General features: G+C 43.9%; 9 protein-coding genes. 3 read left to right on the forward strand and 6 right to left on the reverse strand.

Annotated features, from left to right (window positions below):
- Positions 1-213: 213 nt before the first annotated feature.
- The 5 genes from VIN08_RS24200 to VIN08_RS24220 form a co-directional block, all read right to left on the reverse strand.
- On the reverse strand, positions 214-4,344 hold the full coding sequence (locus VIN08_RS24200; protein WP_331971010.1) for a two-component regulator propeller domain-containing protein: 4,131 nt from the start codon (positions 4,342-4,344) through the stop codon (positions 214-216).
- A gap of 90 nt (positions 4,345-4,434) precedes the next feature.
- The gene (locus VIN08_RS24205) at positions 4,435-5,817 is read right to left on the reverse strand and encodes a PorP/SprF family type IX secretion system membrane protein (protein WP_331971013.1); all 1,383 of its coding nucleotides are present in this window, start codon (positions 5,815-5,817) and stop codon (positions 4,435-4,437) included.
- Positions 5,814-9,563 carry an InlB B-repeat-containing protein gene (locus VIN08_RS24210; RefSeq protein WP_331971015.1) on the reverse strand — a complete coding sequence of 1,250 codons (3,750 nt, stop codon included), beginning with the start codon at positions 9,561-9,563 and terminating at the stop codon, positions 5,814-5,816. The genes VIN08_RS24205 and VIN08_RS24210 overlap by 4 nt, the downstream gene beginning before the upstream one ends.
- A gap of 108 nt (positions 9,564-9,671) precedes the next feature.
- On the reverse strand, positions 9,672-12,110 hold the full coding sequence (locus VIN08_RS24215) for a glycoside hydrolase family 2 TIM barrel-domain containing protein (RefSeq protein ID WP_331971017.1): 2,439 nt from the start codon (positions 12,108-12,110) through the stop codon (positions 9,672-9,674).
- A gap of 59 nt (positions 12,111-12,169) precedes the next feature.
- Complete coding sequence (locus VIN08_RS24220; protein ID WP_331971019.1) at positions 12,170-14,239, reverse strand: beta-galactosidase; 2,070 nt, start codon at positions 14,237-14,239, stop codon at positions 12,170-12,172.
- Positions 14,240-14,789: 550 nt separating this feature from the next.
- Between VIN08_RS24220 and VIN08_RS24225 the strand changes: the two genes are divergently transcribed.
- The 3 genes from VIN08_RS24225 (at position 14,790) to VIN08_RS24235 (ending at position 20,296) form a co-directional block, all read left to right on the forward strand.
- A complete protein-coding gene (locus tag VIN08_RS24225) occupies positions 14,790-16,304 on the forward strand; it encodes a GAF domain-containing protein (RefSeq protein ID WP_331971022.1) in 1,515 nt (504 codons plus the stop codon).
- A 328-nt stretch (positions 16,305-16,632) separates the two neighbouring features.
- Positions 16,633-17,964 carry an alpha-L-fucosidase gene (locus VIN08_RS24230; protein WP_331971025.1) on the forward strand — a complete coding sequence of 444 codons (1,332 nt, stop codon included), beginning with the start codon at positions 16,633-16,635 and terminating at the stop codon, positions 17,962-17,964.
- Between the two features lie 121 nt (positions 17,965-18,085).
- On the forward strand, positions 18,086-20,296 hold the full coding sequence (locus VIN08_RS24235) for an alpha-galactosidase (RefSeq protein ID WP_331971027.1): 2,211 nt from the start codon (positions 18,086-18,088) through the stop codon (positions 20,294-20,296).
- A gap of 164 nt (positions 20,297-20,460) precedes the next feature.
- On the opposite strand, the gene VIN08_RS24240 is transcribed toward VIN08_RS24235, so the two are convergent.
- A partial coding sequence (locus VIN08_RS24240) for a TonB-dependent receptor plug domain-containing protein (RefSeq protein WP_331971029.1) occupies positions 20,461-22,363 on the reverse strand: 1,903 nt, incomplete at its 5' end.

The following is a 22,363-nucleotide window of genomic DNA, read 5'->3' on the forward strand; positions in this document are numbered from 1 at the left end:
AAAGTTGATTCACAATTCCACCTGAAGCAGAACCATGAGCCATGCAACGATGAAAAAAATAACCATATACATGAATAATTCAAGAAATAGCAGAAGTCTTAATTTTCTTTTCAAGGGTAGTAGTATGGTTAGTCATCAAAAATATAGGTGTGCACCGTCTCTAAGAACGATCTGAAAAAAGTGGAACAATTCTCTACATATATAGTATCTCTGCTAATTTCTTCGCTTGCCACTGGCATACGCGGACGGCAGCACATGATATTGCTCTTTAAAATGACGAGCGAAGTATTTGGGATTGTTGAAACCTACACGATATGCAACTTCTGATACGGAAAGCTGACTCTTCTCAAGAAGCTGTGCCGCATGCTGCAAGCGAATGGAACGAATAAGTTCTAACGGAGCTTTACCGGTAAGCTCCTGTACCTTTCTGAAAAATTGAGCACGGCTTACACCCAGCTCGCGACTTAAGTCTAACACCGTAAGCTCGCTGTTAGCTATATTCTTTTCGATTGCCTCAATAACGCGCGCTATAAATTGTTCATCCAATGAAGTAATCTGGATCTCGCTTGCCTTGATTCCATTTTTCTTGGCCAGTAATTTATGCAGGTCTTTACGCACTGAAATCAGGTTACGGATTCTCGACTCCAGTATCGGAAAGCTGAACGGCTTGGGTATATAGTCGTCTGCTCCTACTTCAAATCCCTCCAGTCTTTGTTCTTCACCGGAACGAGCCGTGAGCAGGATAACGGGTATGTGACTTACACGCTGATCGGATTTGATTTTCTTGCAAAGTTCGGTACCATTCATGTCGGGCATCATCACATCGCTTACAATTAAATCCGGGTATTGCGAAAGAGCTTTCTTCCATCCTTCCTCTCCGGTTTCTGCTTCTATAACATCGTATGCCATTTTCAAGTTATCTTTCAGGTAGAAACGGAAATCTTCGTTATCCTCTACCAGCAATATCAGCGGCCTGCCATCCGATTTACCATTATCTTCTTTTGCGCCATCAGCTTCACTGTTCATTGGTTCACTTATGGTTTCATGCACAGCGGTAACAATTTTCTTCAGCGGCAACACTACTATAAATGAACTTCCTTTACCCACTTCACTTTCTACACGAATCGTTCCGCCATGTATTCGCACAAACTCTTTTGTTATAGCGAGTCCTATACCACTGCCCTGGTTCACAATAGAGCTTGGCAATTCATTTTGGAAGAAACGTTCAAAGATCAGTTCATGCTTCTCCGGAGAGATTCCAATTCCGGAATCCTTCACCACGATTTCAATGAGACTATTTTCGGAAGAATCTTTAACCTCTACCATCACGGATATCGATCCGTTACCCATAGTAAATTTGAAGGCGTTGGAAAGAAGATTGAACAATATCTTCTCAACTTTGTCGTGATCAAATATAGCTTCGAGTGAAGATGTATTGGACTCAAAGGTGAGCTTGATATTTTTTTTCTCCGACAGGTCTGCAAAAGAATAAACCGTTTCGCGAACGAACTGGATGATGTCTCCTTCGGATGGATGGAAGCGTATGTCCTGGACTTCCATTTTTCTGAAATCAAGAAGCTGGTTCACGAGATTTAACAACCGCTTTGTGTTCCGTTGAATGAGATCTATATTCTTTCGTTGCTCCGGTTCTTGTACTTGTTCACTCAGACTCTCCAGCGGAGACAGTATAAGTGAAAGCGGAGTTCTGAATTCATGACTCACGTTGGTAAAGAATTTCGTCTTCATCACGTCCAGCTCGCGCGATCGCATTGTTTCTTCCCGTTGTTGCCTGATTGCAAACTTCATGCGCTCGCCTTGCTGTATAAGCCTGCGCGTTATATAAAGTGCCGCAAACAGCAGGATCATATAGATCATATACGCTTTCCCTGATTTCCAGAATGGCGGCAGTACCTGGATGCGAAGTGAAATACCTTCTTCACTCCATTCACCGTCATTGTTGGTAGCGATAACGCGAAATGTATAGTTACCAGCGTTGAGATTTGTAAAGGTTACTCTCCGATTATTCGCATCGGCTGGCAGCCAATCTTCATTAAATCCTTCAAGTTTATATTTATACTTTATTTTTGACGGCTGCATAAAGTTGAGTGCGGCAAACTCTATAGAAAAAACATTGTCGCTTGCTTCCAATACTATAGAAGGATTGGTGGTAATGGAGGATGATAACGAAAAGTGATTATCGCCATCGTTCCTTCCGGGGCGTATACTTTTATTGAACAACTGAAAATCAGTGAACACAAGCCGTGGCACAGTTTTGCTGTGCCCTATATCTGCCGGCTTGAAAATATTGAATCCACCGTCTCCGCCAAACACCAGTTCTCCGGTTGTTAGTCTGAGAGATGCATTTTCATTGAACCGCTGACCTTGCAAACCGTCTGCTTCCGAGTAATTGGTAATACGGAGTCGAATGCTATCGCCAGATACTACTGGAACAGCGCAGGTAAGTCCGTTGGAAGTACCAAGCCATATCCGACCTTCGGCATCTTCTTCCATAGACATGATGGTGTTGTGAGGCAGCCCATCCTTTTCTGTGAAGTTGATAAACCGATTGGTTCCGTTTTGCCATACACTCAGCCCTCCTATGGTTCCGATCCACATGCGTCCTTTGGAATCTTCGAGTATCCCCAGAATAACATTGCTGCTAAGCGATGCCGGGTTGTTCTTCTCCGTTTCGAAATGAACAATATTTCCGGAATCCTTCATGAGTACATCAATCCCCAGCGATGTACCGAACCACATATTGCCTTTCGTATCTTCCTTAATGGTTGAAGTATAGCTTGAGAAAAGTGCTTTTTGCTGCGGGTGCGAATAGCGCGTAAACGTTTTTGTGCTTCTGTTAAAAAGATTAACACCTCCATCCAAGGTACCGATCCAAAGCTGATGCTTTGAATCTTCAAAGATCTCCCATACACTTCTATCCGAAAGACTCGAAGGATCTTCAGCACGGTGCTGATACCGGGTAAATTTATGTCCATCAAAACAGTTTAGCCCGCCAAAGAATGTACCGATCCACAGCTTGCCTTCGTGGTCCAGACACAAACTCACAATAATATCACTGCTGAGACTATTCGGGTCCTTTGGATTATGTCGGTACGTTGTAAACTTCCCAGTGCCTCTGTCGAAGTATATCAATCCGCCTCCGTCTGTTCCAAGCCACAGATTTCCCTTCTTGTCTTCTATAAAATAATCTATATCTTCAAAAGGTAAAGCAAACGGTTTGGAGTGCCGGTTATAAATCGGGAACCGCTCCATACTTTTATGAAAGAAGTTCAATCCTTTTTTAAAGGTACCGATCCAGATTATTCCGTCCGGATCTTTATACATCGTTGTAGCGGCATTGGCACTCAGCGTAGTGCCCATATCAGAATCGTGCGAAACATTGCGTATCGAAAAATTCTTTTTATCGAGTATATCAATGCCCTTGCTGGAGGAAGAAATCCATATATACCCCTGATCATCCTGTGCGAGTCCGGAAATCAGATCGGAGCTCAACGCTGTAGGCGTAGAATTTTTCTTGAAGTGGTAGATTTTATTTTCACTTGTTTTGTAATAGAATACACCTTCATCAAGATTGGATATATATCCCCAAAGATCTCCATCACGGTCAACCATCAACTCTGCGTATAATGATTTATTCACACGTAAAGAAGTCCGCAGGAAAGACGTTCTCTTCACCACGGTGAATTTTTCCTCCTTGAACACAGCATTCTCCAGAACGCCGTTTGCATGTGTTATCCAGTAACTTCCATCGGGATGATGTACAAGGGCTGTGATATTGTTGGTGCTGATGGTCGCGTTATCGTTATCAATATGCTTTACAGACCGCGTTGTCTTTTTTACTTCATTGTAACATACCAACCCGTTGTTTTTCAGCAACAGCCAGTAATTGTTGGCATTGTCATGGACTATATTTTCAACGTCAGCCGGATTGACTTTTACATTTTTATCAAGGAATTGAAAATCTGTTGAGAACGTTTCGGTCTCTGAATTATAGAAGCCGACTCCGCTGGCCGTTATAACGCCAAGCTCCCCTCCCGGTGCCGGGAACAGCCGTATTATATAATCGTTTGGCAGCGAAGAAGAGTCTGCAGGATCGTTGCGGTATATCTTGATTGAATAACCATCGAAGCGATTCAAACCAGACTCCGTTCCAATCCATACAAAGCCGGCTGCATCTTTATAGACTGACCTTATAAAGTTATGTGACAAGCCCTGGTGACTATCAATATGCATAAAGCGCTCCTGCCCGATTGCATTGCTGCCTGACAAAACCGACAGCAATACCACCCAGAACCAACGGGACCCGAAAAAACTGTTCTCTTTCACGACTTCATTGGATAGTTAAATCAATACTATATTCAACAGGACACTCAGTATCCGATCAACGTTGTCTCTTGCTAAAGATACAAATTGTCGTCATTCAATGCTGAGAATCCACGTATCACGGAAAGTATAGCGAGACATCCGCCTATATTCGTTGCAAAGCTTCTGTGCTTCTTCCTTCGTAGGCGGGGCATTGTTCATGTGAACTATATAATAATGTTTCGCAGGATAGTACGCCACCTCTGCCGGGTAATTTGCGCGTTTCAGATTAAACGCATATCTCTGGGCATATACGGCCGAGCGGAATGCTCCTACTACTACATAATGCCCCGGCAGTAACCCATTTCCGGAAAGTGATCGTACTGCGTCTTTATTTTGATCTCTGATTGCAACAGGTAGTATATCTGAGGCTGGCTCCGATTGCTCAACAACCTGCTGATGTTGAACGGTTGCCACCGGTGATGTCAATTTATCGGTGGCAGCGCTTTGCTCTTGTGTCACTATATTCTCATCAGTATTGGATGTACCGGATTCAATCGTCTCTGTAGACGTGTTTATATTCTTAATTTTCGTTTTTACTTCTGCCTTTCGTTTTTTCCCGAGTCGCGCGATCAATTGTACTTCATGTGTACCACCACCCAATGCACTTTTTTGGCCTGTCGCAAATTCATAGGCATATCCAAGTTTTAATTTGTCTTTGACATTCACTCCGGCAAAAGCAGCTGCACCATAGTTCTGGCGGTACGATGCACCAACCCATGCTATATTATTAATCTTCAACGAGCCTAAGCCTTCCAGTTGAGCACTTGTATTGTCGTTCGTGCGGTATATTATCATTGGCTCAAAAACAATTCGCTGGCTGAAGTATATACCATAGCTGACTGACGATATTGTATTGCGAACCTGGCTGATACCAACTTTATTAAAGCTGTTTTCAGAAGCAGCATACGTGTTGAAAAGACGCGGTATAGCAAAAGCAAGTTTAAAATTACCACGTTGATAATGCACGCCAAATTGCCCTGCCAACGATGAGGTTGTACCCACCACCGGATCATTTGCATAACCATCGCCTGCCTGAATAGACGCGCTGGTTACACCGGCAGACAATCCAAACGCGATCTTGTGATTATCATGAATATTATTTCCCAGGTATACCTGGTAGGCAAAGGTTGCCAGACCGGTAGTTGTTTTCAGCACACCGGCTTTATCCTGATAACCTGTAAAGGCCAGACCCGCCCGATAGCTTAAAGGTAAATGTATACTTAGTGTTCCCGTTGCTGGCGCGCCTTCAACGCCTGCCCATTGACTTCTATAGTTCAGATATACTTCCGTATAGCCGTCAGACGCTACGAACGATGGGTTGTATAAAAACGGATTCAGAAAGTAATGACTATATACCGGGCTTTGCTGCGCGTGTAGGGAGTACGTTACGGTAAGTAACGTACCCAAAACTACTATTCTAAAAAATGATTTCATTTAAGTCGGGCAATCGTTACGCTACCAGTTTGTTTTGCATTATCAGGATGACGGATGATATAGAAATATGCACCATCCGGAAGCGGCTTCCCGTTCGAAGTTCCATCCCACGGAGTGCTATACCCGGTAGAGGAATATACTTTTTGTCCCTGACGATTGTAGATTACTATTTCACAGCCATCCAGCAGGTAAGCGTTTTCAATGTTCCATGCTTCGGTGCTCATATCACCGTGGTTGTCTGGTGAAAACAGTTTTGGAATTTTTAAAGCAACCTCATCTATACCCTGAAAGTTGGCCTGAACAACTATATTGCTGTTCACCGTTACAGTTTGTGAAGCATCGGTTCCTGCTATATCACCACTCCAGCCGGTAAAAGTATATCCGGATGCTGCAACAGCTTCAATGGTTACTACCGTTCCTGATGTATAGGTACCTGTTCCGGTTACCGAACCTCCGGCTGACGGCACAACGGTAGCACGAAGCGTAAAGCTGGTGATGCTGAAATTGGCTGTGACGGTTTTGTTACTATTCATGGTTACTGTAACAGAAGCATGTGTTCCGGTCACATCACCACTCCAGCCGGTAAAGGTATAGCCTGCTGCCGGTGTTGCCGTGAGTGTTACCACACTGCCCGCATCATACGACCCGGCACCACTTACAGCACCACCATCCGATGGCGATGTTGTTATAGTTAGGGTATATTTCGTAGTGCTTGATTGCTTCTGAAAATTTGCCGTAACGTTTTTATCACCGTTCATCGTTACTGAAATGGAAGAAGCTGTTCCTGTAGCATCACCACTCCAACCGGTAAAGGTATAGCCTGCTGCCGGTGTCGCTGTTAACGTTGCTGTACTTCCTGAAGTATACGATCCTGCACCACTCACTGTACCACCCGCTGATGGCGATGCTGTAGCAGCAAGAGTATATTTGATTAATTGGAAGTTGGCTGTTACAGTTTTATTACCGTTCATAGTTACTGTAACAGATGGAGCTGTTCCGGCCGCATCTCCACTCCAGCCGGTAATGGTATAGCCCGCTGCCGGTGTTGCTGTTAATGTTGCTATACTTCCTGAAGTATACGATCCTGCACCACTCACTGCACCACCCGCTGATGGTGATGCTGTAGCAGTAAGGGTATATTTGATTACCTGGAAGTTGGCTGTAACAGTTTTATTACCGTTCATGGTTACAGTAATGGAAGGTGTACTTCCCGTTGCATCACCACTCCAACCCGTAAAGGTATAGCCCGCTGCCGGTGTTGCAGTGAGTGTTGCTGTGCTTCCGGCTGTATAAGAACCTGCTCCGCTTACTGTACCACCTGCTGCGGGTGAAGCTGTAGCAGTAAGAGTATATTTGATTGCCTGAAAGTTAGCTGTTACAGTTTTATTGCTGTTCATTGTTACGGTTACAGATGGAGCTGTTCCCGTTGCATCTCCACTCCAGCCAGTAAAGGTATAGCCCGCTGCCGGTGTTGCCGTAACGGTTACTTCCGTTCCTGCAACATAGGTTCCGGCTCCGCTCACGGTACCCCCTGTCGATGGCGATGCTGCTGTTTTAAGGGTATATTTAGGTGCCTCCCCTGCTATGAGACCTCTTCCTACCGTACACATGTATACCCGGCCGTATACATTCAGGTCGCCCATTACAAAATGTCCATTTCCGACTCCGCCCCATTCATGGGCATCGTCATTTATTTTCGTCCAGTCAACGCCCTGATTAACGGAGCGGTACATCCCTCTCACTCCCCCTACCGTTCCCCATATATATACCGCGGGATAAGTTTTGCCGGGAGCTGCCTTTCCGAATCCTACAGCCGCACAATCGCTGACCTTTGAAACCTTTGTCCAAGAAGCTCCGCTATTGGTAGTATATTTCAATCCGCCTCCGTATAAAGCGACCCACACGTGCCCTTCATTGCCGGGAACTGACCTTGCCCGAGGGGATCCATATTGACCCGGGTTAGATGCTGAAGCCGTAAAACTTACACCTTTATTTGTACTGACCCACAGTTTTCCTGAAGCAGGACTATAGATATAAAATTTGTTACCGTTGACATAGTCTGCTTGAGGAGCAGCGTCTTGAGCATCCGTAACGCCTGTGCTTGTCCATGTTGCTCCGTTGTCTGGTGAGTAATAAGTCGTACTCGAACCACCCGGGCAATGAAGTATTGTATTCCCGTCTCCCGACAGTGCTACTTTACCATAACCACCACTAACAGTAGAAGCCGTTGCAGTCCAGGTTGTCCCCTGATCATTGGAGTAATATAATTTATCAGTAGCTCTTACAACTTTATTGGTATTGTACACAGCATAGGCTATACCGTTATTGGTAACTACCGTGGGATGATGGTTTTTGGCCGGGTAAGCATATATATCTGTATATGCTGCTCCGTATTGATCCCCTACTGCTGATATAAATTTACCACCGGGAATACTTATAGCATCAAGCACTACTGTCTCTTCCATTCCCTTTACATCAGGTTTCCAGGTCGTAGGATTTGCATCAATATTGTCGCAGGTAAACAATCCATTCCCGGATGTAATTCTGATTTTCGAAGGGATCAGTGGGTCAAATTCGATCGATCCCCCCCAATGTATACCCGAATTATAAGCCATCCAACCTAAGCCATTGGTATTAAATTTACTGTCATGGGTTATTTTGTTTGTCCAGGTATTTCCTCCATCGGTTGTCAAGTAAATGAAGTCTCCCCAGGAACTACCGAATTGGTCGTTGTGGTATGCATTTGATGAGGCCACAACAATCCTGTTGGAATTTTTTGGATCCAAGGTTATTCCGGCATATCCTATTCCAGAGGCTGGTGTTATATCCGTGACAGCTAATGTGCTGGTATTAATTTTCAACACCTGTCCGTTGTTCATAGGCTCGAGGTAACCCGCTTCCTCACATTTCCTGCAACCATCAGGCCCCGTACCATTGCCATATGCTAAGTATAGTATATTTCCGGAGATAGCTGCTCTGTTAGGCATATATTGTTTCGGCAGCGTTGAAGACAGCTCCGAGAATGTCTTACCACCATCCGTACTTCTATAAAGATTTGTGTTCCACAGACGAGAGATGCCTATATATATATGTTGAGAGGCACCGCCCGAGGCGCTGTTCGGATCGAACAGAACAAAGGCAATTCCATTGTTATTGGCACCGGTGGTCGTCACTCCGTTCCAGGCCAGTGTCCACGTTTCACCAGCATCTGTACTCTTCCACAGTCCGTGTTTCCTGGTTCCACAAAACAATATGTTACTATTGTTGGGATCGACAACAAGTTTTTCTCCAGTTCCTCTTCCCTGACCATTGCCATGCGCAGTAAATTTATCTGTTACTTCAATAATCTTAAATGTATTGCCTTTATCAGAAGACTTTAATATGGCTGTTTTTCCATAGTTGAAATATTCGGTACCTGCATATATATATAGCATGTTTGGATTTTGCGGATCCAAAGCAAGCGCTTCTACACCCTGGTAGGTTAATTCATCCTCAGAATTCCAATCGAGCAAAGGAATCCATTTGGAACTTGCTGCGTCCCACCGGTAGGCACCTCCAACATCGGTGCGGCAGTAAACGTCTCCGGATGTTTTATGACCGATGATACCGGTTACATAACCTCCTCCCCCAAGCGCTACGTTGCCCCAGGTATACGCTTCGGTTTGAGATCGACCCTCCATCAAAGGAAGTACGAAAATCATAATTGCGAAGAGCGCCTTAAAGACTGCGGCAAAAATTGCGCGCATATATACAGGTATAAATATTCTCACGTTCATTCGTATTTTAAAAATTAAGCAGTAGTAAAAATCAACTGACGATAGACTATAGACGGTGATGTATACGTAGTGTTTTCTTTAAGGCTTATATGTTTTAATAGTTAGAACAGATTGAGACAGTCCGGGTGACGTGACTGTGAGTGTAACATCACCTATACCTTGTGTACTTCGAATAACAACCAACGCGCGTCCGTGCCACGCTTTGCGTGTGTTGCCTATATATAGCTCGTAATTTTTCAGATCGGCATTATCAACTCCGGCAATGATACCGGGTCCTTCAATTTGGAAATGCAGGCGATTGGCAGCAGTAGGTTGAAGTATACCATTCTTGTCCAAGATCTCTACTGTAACGTAACACAGGTCTTGTCCGTCCGCTGTTATTTCTTTTCGATCGGCCGTTACCTTTATGGTTGCAGCATCGCCTGCGGTCTGCAGCGTGGTCGATTCAACGTCCTTGCCATTCTCCACAGCAACAGCTTTTAATATACCGGCTGCATAGGGTACATCAAATGTAGCTTTATACTCTCGTTCGTGTGTTGTTGCACGTTCGCCAATCAGCGTGTTGTTCAGGTAAAGTTTAACCTTCGGATACCGGGAATATACTTCTACCTGTATAGTCTTGCCTTCAAATCCGGGCCAGTTCCAGCTCTCCCACGTTGGCCAAACCGACCACCATGTATCTTTGATTTCGAGCGGTTTCGGCTCGGGTTCACGAACGGCCATATATAGTTTCTCAGTATCATTATATAGCATGCTCCGGTAATGCGATATAGGTTTTCGCCAGCCAATCAAATCTACATCGCCACAGTATGCACCGTGCCACGGGAATAATTCATTATCCCAGTGTTGTCCCGGAGCTTCACCTGAATAATACCAGCGGCCTATACCCGACTCTCCTAAATAATCCAGGGCAGTCCACACAAAATCGCCAATGATATAGCTATTATTTTGTACCAGGTTCCAATTGGCAAAAGCATCGCGCGGGTATGATTCGGTTTGAACGATAATACGTGAAGGGTCTCGCACATGGTCGGCAGGTGCACTCTGCAAGTGATAATTATAGCCCGCTACATCATGCACATCCATGAGCGAATCAAGCAAGTCCCACGGTTTACCATTTTCCACTACAGCCGATGTAACAGGTCGCGATGGATCCATTCTCTTTACTTCGTCTGCCAGCATCTTCGCAGTTTTTGTAGCATCAGGAGTTCCTCTTTCGGGTATCTCATTCCCTGTGCTCCACATAATTATGGAAGGATGATTACGATCGCGCAGAACCATTGCTTCCAGATCACGCTTCCACCAGTCTTTAAAATACCGGGCATAATCAAATCTATTCTTGCCGATCTTCCAGCAGTCGAATGACTCATCCATTACCAATAAACCCAACCGATCGCAAGCATCGAGGAATGCTTCGGACGGTGGGTTGTGCGATGTTCGTACGGCATTGAAACCTGCAGCTTTCAGTAATTCAACTTTGCGTTCTTCGGCACGATCAAATGCAGCCGCCCCGAGGCAACCATTGTCATGATGCACGCAGCCACCGTTTAACTTTATAGTTTTACCATTAAGCTGAAAGCCACCTTGTGCGGTAAATTTTACTGCGCGTATACCAAAGCTGGTTTTCGTTTCATCTGCTATATTCTTACCCTTCAATACCTGGACCTTTGCCTGGTATAGATCAGGTGTTTCAGGAGACCACAACATGGGCTTCGCTATTGCCAGTGTCTGTAGAACTTCCTTTTCGCTATTTGCCGGGAGTTCTACTTTTACCTGACCGCTGCCTGCAGTTTTAGAATCTTTATTCAGAAGAGAAATTTTAACAACCACTTGCTGAACAGACGATGTTTCGTTTTTCACAAGCGTCTTTACCTGTACGGTTGCTTTTTGCGAAGTGACCTGGGGAGTAGCAACGGCAACACCCCATTGCGCTACATGCACCGGGTCTGTAACCATCATCCAAACATGCCGATATATACCGGAACCGCTATACCAGCGGCTGTTCACATGTTGCGAATTATCAACCCAAACTGCCATTACATTCTCCTTACCGAATGCTATATAAGGCGTAAGATCATAACTGAACGATGAATAGCCATAGGGATAAACGCCTAAAGATTTTCCATTGATAAAAACTTCGGAGTTCATGTAAACGCCTTCGAAGTATATAGATACTTTTTTAGTTTCCCATTCTGCCGGAACGTTGAAAGTCTTCCGGTACCATGCTTTACCTGCAGGAAAGTATCCACCGCCTCCTGCTGTCGGATTTTTTGGAGCAATTTCACCTTCTATACTCCAGTCGTGAGGCAAATCGAGTTTACGCCAGTTCGCATCGTTATAGGTTGCTATACTGGCCGCTGCTGTATCACCGGGAAAAAACTTCCAGTCGTTATCAAACAATTGTTTTCGCTCATGTATACCCTGATGCTGCGCTAAACCCGAAATGCTGCTCGTGACAAGAGAAAGCACCAGGATATATACTCTGAGATAACTATAATTATTACATGTATTGAACATCCGCATATATATTCTATGATCTTATATAGATGGTTTATACTTTATGAACAACAAGGCTTCTATTTTGACTCTATAACCGCCACATCCCATGCCTTTAGTGTCAGCGGCTTTCCTTTTTGAATCGGCAGGTTGGTGAGCAGGTTAATACCATCAGTGTATTGGTAAGAAAACGACTGTTCAACCGCTGAGAAATTATAATAGAAGTGAAGATTCTTCCCGCTGTTGCTTATACCATGCTTTACCTTTATTCGATCCGGCAGCGCGTGATCAGCAAGAAGACTTCGCTCACCCAACACGGATGCCAGTATACTTTTTATGATACTTTCGGAAGGTATAGTTCCAAAGTATGTCATCGCGCCTTTGCCGCTGTTATTTGTTACTATAGCCGGATATACTCCGAAAAAAGGATGATCATAAAATGCGAGCGGTCTGGCCGTGGTCGTTTGCAAAAACTCCGCCCATTGCTCGGTATAATTCTGATCTTTCACCTGGAACGGATCACCTTTTAATGGAACAGGCGAACGCAAGTTTGAAAACTCCTGGTATGTAAACCCTGCCACGTCAGCAAGACCGCCAGGCATTGTCTGATAGCGCACCGCTGAGTATTCGTCACAAAAACCACTCTTTACAGTGGCAATAAGATGCCCGCCATTTTTAACGTATGCATGAAGCCTGTTTAACATCGAATCACTGGCTATATATAGCGATGGCACGATCAGCACATCGTAGCGACTCAGATCTTCCGTGTTATCAAAGACAAAATCTACTTCAACATTGAGATCGTACAAGGCTTTATAAAACCTGGCGAGTATCTTTTGATATGCACCATCGGCATCCCAGGGTCCGGTTTCAGGACCTTTGAAGTTGTTATCAAAGCGTTGAAGGTTAAGCGCAATATCCGAGTCTTCGCTGAAAAGAATTGCTACTTTATTATTCTTCGTAATGTTCACCAGCTTTTTGCCGAGCCTTTCACGCTCGCGACCGATACTGCTTATCTCTCTATATATTCTTCCGGGCTTCAGATCATGCGGAAGAATACCTCTCCAGTATTGCTCTATACCATTGTGTAACGAGTGCCAATGCCAATATGAAACCAGGTTGGCACCTGAACCTATATGAGCATAGTAATTTAGTCTGAGCTGTCCATCGTAAGGAGGAAACTGTTCTTTTGAATTCCAGCCGATCGAAGCAGCGTTGGTTTCCGGAACCAGGTAATTTTTTCTTTTTAAGGAACGCGTAAAGTCGCCCTGCATGGCAATGCGCACCCCATCGGACTTATCCTGATCGTAGTGGTATATATTTACACCGGCATAATCAAGTATAGCGGAAATAGCTTTCTGATCTAAGTCACCGCGAAGTGCCCCGGCAAAATCGTGCATCACAAATTGAGAAGGTCCTTTATACGTTCTCACAATAGCCGCCTGCCACGATAGGAAGTCCGTTACGGTTACACGCTGATAGCGTGACCACTCCAATCTATATCCGGGATGATTGAATCCGCTGGCCGGGTGTAATTCATCCCAATTGTTGATGGCCTGTCCCCAATAGTTGAGTCCCCATACTTTATTTACCTTGTCAACAGTCTCAAATTTTCTCTTTAGATACTCTATATATTTTACGTGGTTATCCCGCGCGTCCGGCCACTTGGAGTGCGTCTCATTGTCAATCTGGTAGCCGATCACTGCCGGATGTGTTTTATAGTGCTCTACAATTTTTTTTATAATCCGTTGACTATAGTACAGGTATATAGGATTAGTGAGGTCTACATTTTGCCGGATTCCATATTTAAGTCGCTGCCCGTTCTCCTGCATAGCCGTTATCTCGGGATACTTTTGGTATAACCATACGGGAATGGAATAGGTAGGTGTACCCATTATTACTTTAATACCAGCCTTGTGCATGGCATTTACCACTCTGTCTATCCATGCAAACTCAAACTCTCCGTCACGCGGCTCCCATAACTGCCAGGTAGACTCCCCTAACCGAACGTAGTTAATGCCGGCTTCTTTCATTAACCGAACGTCTTCTTCAAGTCGCTCGTAGGGCATATACTCGTGGTAGTAGGCCACTCCAAATAAGATCTCATCAAATGCATAAGGCTGTGCGCGGGTTATCAAACTGCTGGCCATACAAATCAAAAGAAGCAATCCGATTACGCAATTTTTGAAACATGTCGTAAGCGTCACCCGGGCGTCTAACAAAGTAGTGATCATGTCAATCAGTATAGCTTTAGGTAATCCCTGTTGTTTTTTGGGAGGGGAAAGTAAAGTGTTCCGGGACTTACAGACGGGTTCCAAAGATCGCAGATTAGGTCACCAATAGTCTCCGTTGTGTAAAACGGTACATTTCAGATAAAACACTTGTAAGATTTATACCTTATGCGCGGCAACCATGTATAATGATAAAGCGAATGCCGTGGTATATGAAGGATATCCTGTCAACATCCGTCACTGGCATATCACCGAGCGGAGTAATATTTAAGACGTTTTAGTTAGTAAGAAACAATGATCTCAGAAAGGTGCATGAATCGTCTCGAAAGAAATTATTCTGTATCCGCCAACTTTTTTGTATCCCTGCATTTTTTTGTATTGGCTTCGAGGGTCTCGATGTTTGCAAGGTATTCTATAAATCCACAGCAAAGCGGATTTAGGCAGTATCCATCATGCTAACATTGAAAAGATGCAACGAATCAATCTGAAGAAAAATCTGATCAAAGTATTATTGATCTTATTGACGGCATTGCTTATCGCCAATTGCGTATTAACGTTTCTCAATGGTAATACGATTGTAGAGAATAATGTCCTGCGGGAGCGGACAGAACAAATAAAACGGAATACAGAACACATCATTGGCGACATTGTTCACGGTGCCGATCTGGCGGTGCGCGGTTATGCACTGACAAAAAGCGACAAACTCTCTGAGCCCCTCAGGATCGCCATGGTATATAAAGACTCTTTGTTTATAGGACTAAAGCGTCAACTCGGTGCTCAGGAATATGACACGTCAAGCCTGCATGAAATTAGGACAGCCGTTGACGACTATCTGGCCTTTTCAAACGAGATGATCGAACTGGCACGTCAAGACAGCATGCAGAAATTTACCGCTATATTAAATGAAGACCGTGGATATGATTTATGGAAAAAATATATGGCGTTCAGAGAACCCCTGTTTACGTATGAAGACACACTCAATAAAGAAGCCGAAAACCGTTATATAGCCGCGCTCGGTGACAACAGACTCATTGTTATTGTGTTGTTACTTATTGGTGTACCCACCATGATCTATATAATAAAACGCCTGAGCCGGGACGAAAAACGGCTTACAGCATTGCTCCTTAATCTTGACCAACAGAACCGCCAGTATATATTTGATAATGGCTCTTCGCTGGACGTGAATGACATTGACCATGTTATTGAGAATTCGATTCAGAATTTCAAGAAAGCCAATACGTTTATCACCAATATAGCGAACGGAAACTATAGCGTTGAGTGGGAAACACTTCATGACGGGAATCGTTCGTTGAATGAAAGTAATCTGGCAGGAAACCTCATTCGGATGAAAAATCATTTAAATGAGAGTAAACTCAGCAATGAGAAGCGCGAATGGGGTGTATCGGGGTTGGCAGAGCTGATGACGTTAATCCAAAATCAACGCGACATTAAAGAGCTTAGTAGCAGTGTTGTTAAATATATAGTGCGCTATACAAAATCAAATCAAGCCTGCATGTTTGTAGTACCCGTAGAACAAGACTGTAATAACGATTATCTGCAGTTGGTGGCGTGCTATGCCTGGGACAGAAAGCGTTATGTAAACATGAAGATGCAAAAGCGCGAAGGACTTATCGGACAATGCTGGCATGAGGCTGAACCTATACTCCTCACAAACGTACCGGAAGATTACATACAAATTTCGTCAGGCCTGGGTGATGCATCGCCCCGGAGCGTCTATATTACGCCGATAAAAATGAATAACGTAGTGTATGGTGTTCTCGAACTGGCATCCTTCAGCAGGTTTGAAGAACACGAAATCGACTTTATCAACAAAGCATGTGAAAGTATAGCAGCCTGTATTTTTGCCGTGAAAATGACTGAGCGAACAGATATACTGTTGTCTCAATATACGAGTCAAATCAAATCGCTGCAATCAGAACTAAAAATGCTTAAAGAGTTAAATCAGTCGCTGGTGGAAGTATAACAAACTATCCTTTAAAGGATCCACAAAGAATCGTCCTGAGTACTGTACTAGCATTCCATAACAAACAATCGGGCACCGCAGTGTCCATGTTATATATATGCGACTATGCTCCTGCGCAGAAGCTTGGCTGCTGCGCAGCGCATGTATACCGATACTTTTTAATGCCCTCTTTGAGATTTTAGCGTACCACCCCTCCCCTTCGAAATACGCTACCTTTCGCGATGCTCGATTCTATATTTAAGAATGCGGCATCGCTTTTTTTATTACTTCAGCATAATTCATGATCACATTACAATTTATAAACACCCATTACATTTAATTAAACTATATGAACGACTCAGCAATCAGGTTACTGAAAAAGATAGGCTGCACAATTTCACTTACATTGATCGTGTACACACAAATTTTCAGTCAGGTTATCGATTCAACATTATTATTGCCAGACAAGGACATGCAGTGGTGGAAAGATGCCAAGTTCGGTCTCTTTATTCACTATGGATTATATGCTGTACACGGCAGAGGTGAATGGGCAATGTTCAGCGAGTATATGAATATCAGTGAATACGAAAAACTCAGAGATAAATTCAACTATAAACAGGATGCGCCAAAACATTGGGTGGAAATTGCGCAGAAAGCAGGCTGTGAGTATATGGTTGTTACAACGCGTCACCATGATGGATTCAGTTTGTTCGACACCGGATTTGGCGACTATGATGCTGTGAACAGCGCGGCCGGACGAGACGTTATAAAAGATTACGCAGATGCCGCGCATGGTGCAGGAATGAAAATGGGATTTTATTACTCTCCGTTAGACTGGCGATACCCGGGCTTCTTCTTCCCGGAGATGTATCGCGCCAGTGCCGAGGAAATGAAAAAGCAGACGTACACGCAGGTAAAAGAGTTACTCACGAATTATGGCAAAGTAGATATACTGTGGTATGATGGCGGAGAAGATTTCTGGCTTGGTCATGGCGGAATTGTTTGGGAAGGCGGGCAATGGAAAACAAGACGACCTGATAAACCTTATACCGGGAGTTTTAGTTGGGAGCCGGTGAAGCTTAATACGATGGTAAGAAAATTACAGCCACAGGTTGTTATCAGCGAACGCAGCGGATGGATGGGTGACTTCGTGACAAGAGAAAACTCGTTCGGTAAAAAGCCCAACAGGCCGTGGGAGTTTTGTACAAATCTCGGAGGAAGTGCGTGGGGCTGGACACCCCAGGCGAAGGACCAGGTACTGTCGGCCGACAGCGCAACTCAACTACTTGTAAAAGTTGTATGCATGGGCGGCAATCTTCTTCTTAATGTTGGTCCGATGGCTACTGGCGAGATCGAAGAAATACAAGCACAAAGACTTGAAGAGATTGGAACATTTTTGAAAAAGAATGGCGAAAGTATATATGGTACAACCGGTGGTGTTTATGATGATGCCTGGGGAGGAACCACCCTTACGGAGAAAGCCATTTATGTACATATACTGAAAGCCCCGGTGGATGGAAAAATAAGTATACCGGCTCACAACAAAAAAATTGCTTCGGCTGTCATACTTAATACCAAAGAAAAAATCAGGTTCAAACAAACCACTAACGGCATTGAACTATTAGATTTACCAGCAACCCAAAAGGTTGCAGATACTATTATTAAAGTAAGCCTTAAGTAAAAAGGAAGATCGATAATAGGGCCCGAGACATTTCTATATTCTTATTAACGAGATATAGTGCATTATGCCTTGTTGCAATCTATATTCGTAAAATTATCGGATTACCAAGTATACAACTGAAATGACTTCTTCTTCTAAAAAACACAGCGTACTCGCACGACTGTTCTTTTTCTGTTTTGCTTTGGCAGGGACATCGTCCCGCGCGCAGCTTGTTACTATACCTGTTGAGACACATAGTAATGCCCTCGTGTTGCAGGCTGATGAAAAAAAGAATTTCAATATTGTATACTTCGGTGAAAAACTGCAGAATAGCAGTGAATATATAAATGCTCCCCGGGTATACCGGCAAACCGGAGACTATACTGATCTGCTTCACGCTTCTTATGCACCTTCAGGCTCCAGAAATTTAACAGAGCCTGCCATCACCGTTATTCATGCCGATGGCAATACTTCGCTTGACCTGCGCTATATAAGCCACAAGGTTGAAAAAGTGAGCGACAACATTTCAGTACTCAGCGTAGTGTTGAAAGACCCGGTATATGATTTCCAGGTGGTGCAATACTTCAAGACATATTTCGCTGAAGATGTAATTGAGCAGTGGAGTGTTATCTCACACCAGGAGAAAAAAGATGTAACGCTGCAAAAGTATGCATCGGGTATTGTACACATGACAGCCGGAAGTTACTGGCTTACACAATACCACGGTGACTGGGCCAAAGAGATGCAGCCCGAAGTCTCAAAGATTACACACGGTATAAAAACGCTTGATTCAAAATTAGGAACCCGAGCCAACTTGTTTCAACCCTCTGTATTTATGGTATCGCTCGATAAACCGGCAACGGAGGATGAAGGTACTGTGCTGTATGGTGGTCTGGAGTGGAGCGGTAATTTCAGGGTTGACATGGAGCTTGATCCGCAGGACAATCTTCGCATCATCGCAGGCATCAATAATTTTGCTTCGCCCTATATATTAAAACCAAAGGAAGAATTCAGAACACCGGCTTTCCTGTACCTGTTGTCTCATCATGGTAAAGGAGAAGCAAGTCGCAAGATGCATGCATGGGCTCGTAAGTATAAATTACTCGATGGCGAGGGCAATCGATTAACGTTGCTCAACAACTGGGAAGCAACCTATTTTGATTTCAACGAGCAGAAACTTTTCAAGCTGCTGAAAGATACCAAAGAACTTGGTGTTGATCTCTTCCTGTTAGATGATGGATGGTTTGCCAATAAATATCCGCGCAATGGCGACACGGCCGGTCTCGGTGATTGGGATGAGAACAAATCAAAACTACCAAACGGTATAGCATCGCTGGTGAAAGAAGCTAAGAACAACCAGGTTAAGTTCGGTATATGGATTGAACCGGAAATGGTAAATCCAAAGAGCGAACTATATGAGAAGCATCCGGAGTGGGTAATCAAACAACCCCAAAGAGAAGAACATTATTTTCGTAATCAGTTGGTGTTGGACCTGACCAATGCCGCTGTACAGGATTTTGTTTTTAAAGTAGTGGATGATCTGTTCGTAAAAAATCCGGAGTTAGCCTATATCAAATGGGACTGCAACGCGGTGATCTTTAATGCATACTCCGCTTCATTAAAAAATCAGACACACCTGTACGTTGATTATGTAAGAGGACTATATAAAGTATTGGAAAGAATCCGTGCCAAATATCCGAAAGTACCGATGATGCTTTGTTCAGGCGGTGGTGGTCGTGTAGACTATGCAGCATTGCAATACTTCACCGAGTTCTGGCCGAGTGATAATACCGACCCGCTCGAACGCATCTATATACAATGGGAGTATTCACATTTCTACCCGGCTATAGCAACATCCAACCACGTAACCGAGTGGGGCAAGCAACCCCTGAAGTTCAGAGTAGATGTAGCGATGATGGGTAAACTGGGCTTCGATATAGTAGTACATGATCTGCCGGAGAAAGATCTGAAGTTCTGCCAGGAAGCTATACAAAATTATAATGCGCTCAAGTCTGTAATCTGGCAGGGCGATCTGTATCGTTTAGCTGATCCGAAAGAGCAAAGTATAGCATCGTTACTATATGTGCAGAGCGACAAACGCAAGGCTGTGCTGTTCAATTACCTGGTGAAGAATCGCTATGGAGAAGGCAGTATACTTCCTGTAAAACTGAAAGGTCTGGACGCAACCAAACGCTATAAAATACGGGAGACGAATCTATATCCCGGCACACAATCGTCCATCAATCCGGAGCAGATTTATTCCGGAGATTTCCTGATGAAAGTTGGTTTTAATCCCGATGTTAACAATGGGAGAAAAAGCGTAGTGCTGGTAATCGAAGAAGTCGCCAGGTAAAAGCAAAAAAATGCAGACATAGTATACTTGCCACGGTATACTATATCTGCTTATAGGTTGACAGGCTTCTGGCAAATTTGTTACTGCATATACTACTCGCAGGGAATTTTCATGATAATGATTATCATCACGGTTACTTCCCATATGAGCATTTCCGCCACTTCTTAAATTTTCACATTTAATGCGAGATTAAACATACTTCCCAGTTGACTAAAATGATAACCATCGTAGGTCATTCGGGAATATCGCTGATTAAACGTAACCAGGTTAGACTGAACCTTGACCGCTGCAGGGTCATTCAGAATTGCATTGCCTTCAGCATTGAGCGCAACAAATTTCCATTCAGGCAAAACGTTAAAAATATTGTTGGCATTAAACGTTACTGAAACAGCATCATCAAACTGGTAGCTTATGCCGAGATCGGTAACCACTTTCGTTAAAAACTCTATTTGAAGATTATCACTCATACCGTCATTTCTGAATTTGGTTGGTCCGAATGCAGTATTTGTTAAGGTGAAGTTAAACTTGCCAAGTGTATAGTCTGCTCCAAGTATTACCTTGTATTTTGGACGCGATGTAAACATCAATGCTTCCTGTGTAGCATTCAATACGGTCTGTCCTGCCTCAGCAATTATCGCTGGGTTTTTCACATTGCCTTCTCTTTTGTTTTCCAACGTATAATTACCTGCCAGATTAAATCTCAACGTACCACTTCCAACAGCAACGTTCCTGTAACTTGCAACGAAATCAATACCTGCCGTGCGTGTATCCAGGGAGTTGGCAAAGAAGCTGAGTCCTACAATATTATTACTCGCCAGCACTTGATCTAAACGGGCATCCGGATTACCGCTTGGCCCTATATTATTACCCAGTACAATTCTGTTTTTTACTTTTATGTTGTAATAATCAATCGTGAAATTAAAATGCTCACCAGACTTTGCTCCTATACCGATTGTAAAGTTCGTGGACTTCTCTGCGTCAAGCTTAGGAACGCCAACGAGTTTTGCCTGCGGTGATACGTTGTTAACAAGACCGGAAACCTGAATACCTTCACCCGGCACAAAACCATATTGAGTTTTCTGAACATTTATCTGGTGCAATGAAGGAGCTCGGAAACCGGTTGAGACAGAGCCTCGCAGAGTAATCTTGTCATCCAGCAATTTATAGCGCGTGCTGAACTTGTATACAAAGGCATCACCGAAGTCGCTATAATCTTCATAACGTCCCGCAGCATTCACCATGAAATTTTTGGTAAAGTCAATACCAACATCCACGTAGCCGCCAAAGTTGTATCGATCTGCTTTGAAAGAATTTTCTGCACTGTTGCCTGCGAACGAGTCTGCGCCACCGGCTTCGTAAGATGCAAGATCGCCCCTGATGATCTCAAAATTTTCAGATCGGAATTCAGAGCCGAATGCTATATGTACTTTCTCGGCAACTGTCCTCGATATATCTACATTGCCTACATAGTGAGAAAAGCTATACCCGCCTGCCCTGAATATGATCGGGCTCTTTTCTCTATACAATACATTTCCCTGTGAATCCGTAAGCCCTGCCGTATTTCTGTTGACAGAATTGGAGACCGTATATAATTGTTTGTTTCCTCCGGTTGTAAAACTCACATCGGTATTCCATCCGTTTTTGTTTGTTCTGAAACCAACGGTGCTATTATAGTCATTCAGGTCGCCATCAAATGTAGGAAGGTACCCCATGTATTGTTCTCCTGCAGGAGTTAACAAACCATAATCTGTTGTTCGCCAATACGGAGTTCTATAGTTGGCGAAGCTGTTTACTTTTTTATAAACATAGGCGGCATTGAAATATAGCTCTGCATGTTCGCTAATATCAAAACCTCCGTTTACCAGGAATTTGGAAGCGGCCGTTGCCGGTGATCCGTTGATGTTACCGGCATCCGGTTTAACAGCCAGGAAAGCTTTTACCTGGTTTATATCAGCACCAAAGTCAGACGCTTCACCTTCTGCGTCTACTCTACCCGGGCGATTGGCAAGACCGACTTTTGACAGATCGATTGTATAGTTAATATATCCTTTGCCGGAGAGATTTATA

The sequence above is a fragment of the Ohtaekwangia sp. genome (assembly GCF_036568665.1).
Classification (GTDB): Bacteria; Bacteroidota; Bacteroidia; order Cytophagales; family Cyclobacteriaceae; genus Ohtaekwangia.